The following is a 4,575-nucleotide window of genomic DNA, read 5'->3' as shown; positions in this document are numbered from 1 at the left end:
ATTCTATATAGTAGGTCATAACAGTCAGGCCTATAAAATAGAAGAAATAGAAAGCTGGGGTTTTGAAGGCAAGGAGCGTCTCGGGTCATCTAGAGGCTATATCTGGTCAAGAACAATACCACTGCTTAAAGATAACTTCTTTCTGGGAGATGGGGTAGATGTCTATGCAATAGTATTTCCTCAGAATGATTTTGTTGGTAAGCTTAAAGCATTTGGTGTAGCCAATAAAATAGTTGATAAACCACATAATATGTATCTTCAGATGGGTGTTAACACAGGGATAGTTTCAATGCTTGCTATAATGTCAATGCTTGCTATATATATCTATCAGAGTATAAAAATCTATTGGAAAAGAAACTATGATGATTTTTATACTAAAGTTGGAGTAGGTATTTTAGCTGCAGTGATAGGATATGCAGTAGCAGGTTTATTCAATGATAGTGTTGTTTCAGTAGCACCAGTGTTTTGGATACTATTTGGTATAGGTATCAGTATTAATATGAAGTTGAAAAATGATTCACTTCAATAAAACAAGCTGAAATAGAGAAAACAAATACAGCAATTGTCTACCAAAATGAAGCGGTAAAAAGAAATAAAGAAAGACCTAGAAGTCCCGTCAGTCATCTTTCCCAGGTGGCCGGCGGGATTTTTTTCATGCCTACAGAATAGAAAACCTTCCCAAACTACTGCTCCTTCAACATTCACCAAAGCTTTTAAACTCTTTCCAACAGCAGCTCCTTCTCCAATCTCTACTAACAAAATAATAAAGTAAACGTAGACGTAAACTGTTTACGTAGAGAGAGGAGGAAACTAAAGTGCCTAAACAGATAATAACAACTAAAGCTGAAAGCACACTCGAGCTAAAAGCAATAAGTATCTCTAACCGAAAGGGCGGTATCGGAAAGACAATTCTGACCACAGTCATAGCAGAGGAACTAGCCAATGCCGACTACTCGGTGGTCATGCTGGATCTCGATTTACAGACTGATCTGACTGACATCAATCTCAGCCAGAAGGATGACAGCAAGTTTTTCGATCTGCTCACAGGCCGAAAAACAATAGATGAAGTAATCGTTGAGCTGCCCGATAAAGACGATAAGAAAATCATACCAGGTTCAGCTGTGAACTTGCAAATTAAAATTACTTAATTTTTCACATTATTTTATCATAAATATACCGATTTAATATGGTAATTTTTCAAAATAAATTAACTATATTTGTTTTTAATCAAATTATTTTTCCTTATCAGAAAAAGAAAAAGGGTATCCTCATAAAAGAATACCCATTAATTTTTTAGAAAGGACAAAGTAAATCCTCGTCAATATTATACTCGATTTCATAGGTTTGTGATTTATCAAGAGCAAAAGTGGCATCTAGAAATTGAACGTACCAGCCAGGTTTTTTTATAATGTTTTCTGTAATGTAAGAGATGATACAATTTATATACATTCCATATAATTTAATTGCTATAGAGGTATAAAAGGGGTCTGGATCATGTAGTGTACACTTTTTATCTACGATTTTCCAATGCCCATATTTCGGGTAATATTTTAATTTTCCTTTTTTCATCAAAGCCCCACCTCCTCGCTGGCTTTAAAAACGACTTCTTCATTGATGCTGTCAGCTTTCATCTGACAGCCAATAAGCAGTGAATTGGTGGCTAAAGAGTTTACTAGCCGGGGTAGCCCCCTGGAATTAGAAGTAATAGCTTCAATGGCTCCAGGAGTAAATATAGCATTATTACTGCCAGCTAATTGCAGATGATGTTCAATATATTTTTCCACCTCATCTTTAGTTAAAGGAATCATATGATATTTCATCACCACTCTTTGTGTCAGGGATTGATTTTGATTTAAATTCAATTTATCCAGAAAAAAGGATAAACCTGATAAAATCAAAACAAAAGGATTTTTAGAATCCATGGAGAAATTAAAAAGAATACTGAGTTCATTTAAAAATTTATTGGAAGAAAGATGCATTTCATCCATGATAAAAACCGGAGTTACATTTTTTTCAACATAATAGTTACTGATAGCAGCCTGTATTTGTTTAAATAAAGCAGACTTGCGAAAAACAGGTTTTTCCCCTAAGCCGGTAGCTATGTTTCTGTAAAAATCCATAACCGAACCGGTAGAATGGGGGGAATAAATGACTTTAAAAAGTGAGGAATTAAGATTATCAGCAAATGCTCTTAAGGCAGAAGTTTTTCCACAGCCTGATTCACCGACAATGACACCAATACCTCTAGTTGTTTTTAGGTAATTTAATCTGGAGATAGTTTCTTTAAAATTATCAGATTCAAAGAGGTTATGGGTCTTAATTTCCTTACTGAAGGGGCGAGTGGATAAAGAGTAATATGTTCTATACATTAATTTTTGCTCCCTTCAGGAATAAGATTCTGATAATCAAGATGTCTCTTTCGTTTAAGATAGGCATTTTCTTGTAAGTTTACCAGTTCTGCTTTAGCAATTTCTTGACCCTGTTCATAGATATATATTTCTTTTTTGGTTTCTGGATTAAATCTTATCTCTATTTTTTTACCAATAAGAGAAGGAGGTACTTGATAAAGTTTTTTCTTAAAAGAGATGGTACCATCATGTTTTACCTTGCGGGTATCTCTTTTAAGAAATATTTTCTCCAGAATCTCAGGATTATCAAGGGTTTTAACTTTGCTTATCTGGTCCATATATACTTCAAGTGGTGTTTTATCTAAAGAGGAATGTTTTTTACGGTGATAGTCTGTTTCCAACCATTGCCAGAAGGCCTGATTTAAATTATTAAGAGATGATTTATCTTCTTTAGTTAAAAGAGGAACAAACCTTTTTTTAACAGTAGAGAAAAACCTTTCTATTTTCCCTTTGCTGGCCGCGTCGTAGGGCTTAGTATGAATTAGAGTAATACCCAATTCAGCACAAGCCAGATGAAGCCTATCTGAGGTATATATTTGTCCGTTGTCAACATAGACTAGATCAGGTATCCCTTTTCGTAGCAAGGCCTGTGAAAATACTTTTTTAAGTCCAGAGAATTTTTCTGTAAGTGAGAACATCCCGTAAGGAACAATCCTGGAATAATCATCAATAAAAGCCAGAAGATAACTTCTTTTCTTTTTACCATTAATATTAAGCCAGGGGCCATAGGATAAATCTCCCTGCCACATTTTATTGACAATATCAAAAGAAAAACGTCTACGGTCAGGTTGTTTTTCAACGTCAGTTTTAATTAAATCATTCTTTTTAAAAAAACGGTAAACAGTAGAATAGGAAAGTTCCGAAGGCCTAAATTCATTTTTTTTCACCATCTGGTCGTAAAATAATTTCACAGAAATTCCGGGATTGTTTTCTCTTGACTTTAAAAGTTTGTTCTTTAATTGACCTGTAATTTTACGACTTCGTCCTCGATCAGAGCGGCGTTTAGGCTTTAAGGCATCAAAACCACCTCTGCGGTAAGCTCTAAGCCAACCATAAATTGTTTTAGGTACATAGTCTTTGGAGCCATAATAGGGTACATTATGAACTTTGGTAGATTCTTTTTGTAAATATTCTTTTTGATTTTTAACCTGTCCATTAAGGATAGGAGAAATTAATCCATAGCGAAATAAAGCTATTTTTTCTCTGTCATTTTCGGTCATGATAGTTGCCTCCTTTTAGTAAATTTAAATATTATTGGAAGGCTAGCCGGCTAACATTCCGAATAATGACATTTTATAGCAAAAAAATAACTTTATCCAGTGAAAGATAGTGTGTTTTGAAAAACCCTTCCCAAAAGGTAATTTTTATGGTAAAATTAAAGTGCCATAAAATCTTTATTGAAGTGATTGTGATACCTTTGGGAGAAGGTATGAGCCGAGCAGCTCTTTATCATTTCAATGAGTTTTATGGCTTTTTTATTAATCTTTTTCCCAACAACATAAAAAGAATTTGATTTCTCTCTAAAAAAAGAGATGATTCCTGGTATGTTCTTTTTAAAACGACTACAGTAAAAATGAACCTGACGGTGCTTTAAAGAATAATTTCTTTTAAGAAAATATTGATCCAGACAGTAAAATATAAATTCTAAAGACCGTTGAAACTGTGGTAATAAAAAAGAAGGTAGTATTGAAACCGTTTGACCACAATGCTTGCATTTAAACCTTCTGATAATAATTATGTAAGTCTTACGGGAAATACTAACAACAAATCTTTCATAAAAACCATGTTTTATCATAATATCATTACATTTAGGACATCTGTCAATTTTCGGAAAATCATTATCTTGACCATTAAAAAAATATTCTTCAGGTGAAATACCGAAATTATGTATTATCTGCATAAAAAACCCTCCCCTAAAATAATTTGAAAACATTTTATCAAATTAAAGGGGAAAAAAGAAGGAAAAACATAAATATAATTTGAAAAATTTATGTTAAATTATGATAAAATAATTTGCTGATTCACACCACAAGGTGGAGTAATTAGTCCAGTATTGGCAAATTTATTTCTACACTACGCTTTTGATGATTACATGGAAAAAGAATTTCAAGCTATTGATTGGGCAAGATATGCAGATGATGCAGTAACACATTGTGTATCACTTAAA

At 33.3% G+C, this 4,575-nt stretch carries 6 protein-coding genes and 1 pseudogene; 3 read left to right on the top strand and 4 right to left on the bottom strand.

The features are described 5' to 3' along the window. A partial coding sequence (locus tag VJ881_09235; GenBank protein ID HKL76235.1) for an O-antigen ligase family protein occupies positions 1-529 on the top strand: 529 nt, incomplete at its 5' end. 286 nt (positions 530-815) lie between these two features. Continuing rightward, positions 816-1,148, top strand: a complete 333-nt coding sequence (locus VJ881_09230; GenBank protein HKL76234.1) for an AAA family ATPase — start codon at positions 816-818, stop codon at positions 1,146-1,148. 145 nt (positions 1,149-1,293) lie between these two features. On the opposite strand, the gene VJ881_09225 is transcribed toward VJ881_09230, so the two are convergent. From VJ881_09225 to VJ881_09210, 4 genes are all read right to left on the bottom strand, one after another. Then, on the bottom strand, positions 1,294-1,569 hold the full coding sequence (locus tag VJ881_09225) for a hypothetical protein (GenBank protein HKL76233.1): 276 nt from the start codon (positions 1,567-1,569) through the stop codon (positions 1,294-1,296). Then, positions 1,569-2,369 carry an AAA family ATPase gene (locus VJ881_09220; GenBank protein ID HKL76232.1) on the bottom strand — a complete coding sequence of 267 codons (801 nt, stop codon included), beginning with the start codon at positions 2,367-2,369 and terminating at the stop codon, positions 1,569-1,571. The genes VJ881_09225 and VJ881_09220 overlap by 1 nt, the downstream gene beginning before the upstream one ends. Further along, positions 2,369-3,628, bottom strand: a complete 1,260-nt coding sequence (locus VJ881_09215) for a DDE-type integrase/transposase/recombinase (GenBank protein ID HKL76231.1) — start codon at positions 3,626-3,628, stop codon at positions 2,369-2,371. Before VJ881_09215 ends, VJ881_09220 begins: the two co-directional genes overlap by 1 nt. 155 nt (positions 3,629-3,783) lie before the next feature. Beyond that, positions 3,784-4,308, bottom strand: a complete 525-nt coding sequence (locus VJ881_09210) for a DUF6431 domain-containing protein (GenBank protein ID HKL76230.1) — start codon at positions 4,306-4,308, stop codon at positions 3,784-3,786. 135 nt (positions 4,309-4,443) lie between these two features. Between VJ881_09210 and VJ881_09205 the strand changes: the two are divergent. Continuing rightward, positions 4,444-4,575, top strand: a pseudogene (locus VJ881_09205) (group II intron reverse transcriptase/maturase).

Source organism: Halanaerobiales bacterium (assembly GCA_035270125.1).
Taxonomy (GTDB): domain Bacteria; phylum Bacillota; class Halanaerobiia; order Halanaerobiales; family DATFIM01; genus DATFIM01.
The sequence above is the reverse complement of the archived record's forward strand: the minus strand, read 5'-3'. Positions and strand labels throughout refer to the sequence as shown.

Coding starts and splice junctions, on each gene's coding strand:
- VJ881_09225 (HKL76233.1), bottom strand. CDS start 1,569: ATGAAAAAAGGAAAATTAAAATATTACCCGAAATATGGGCATTGGAAA.
- VJ881_09220 (HKL76232.1), bottom strand. CDS start 2,369: ATGTATAGAACATATTACTCTTTATCCACTCGCCCCTTCAGTAAGGAA.
- VJ881_09215 (HKL76231.1), bottom strand. CDS start 3,628: ATGACCGAAAATGACAGAGAAAAAATAGCTTTATTTCGCTATGGATTA.
- VJ881_09210 (HKL76230.1), bottom strand. CDS start 4,308: ATGCAGATAATACATAATTTCGGTATTTCACCTGAAGAATATTTTTTT.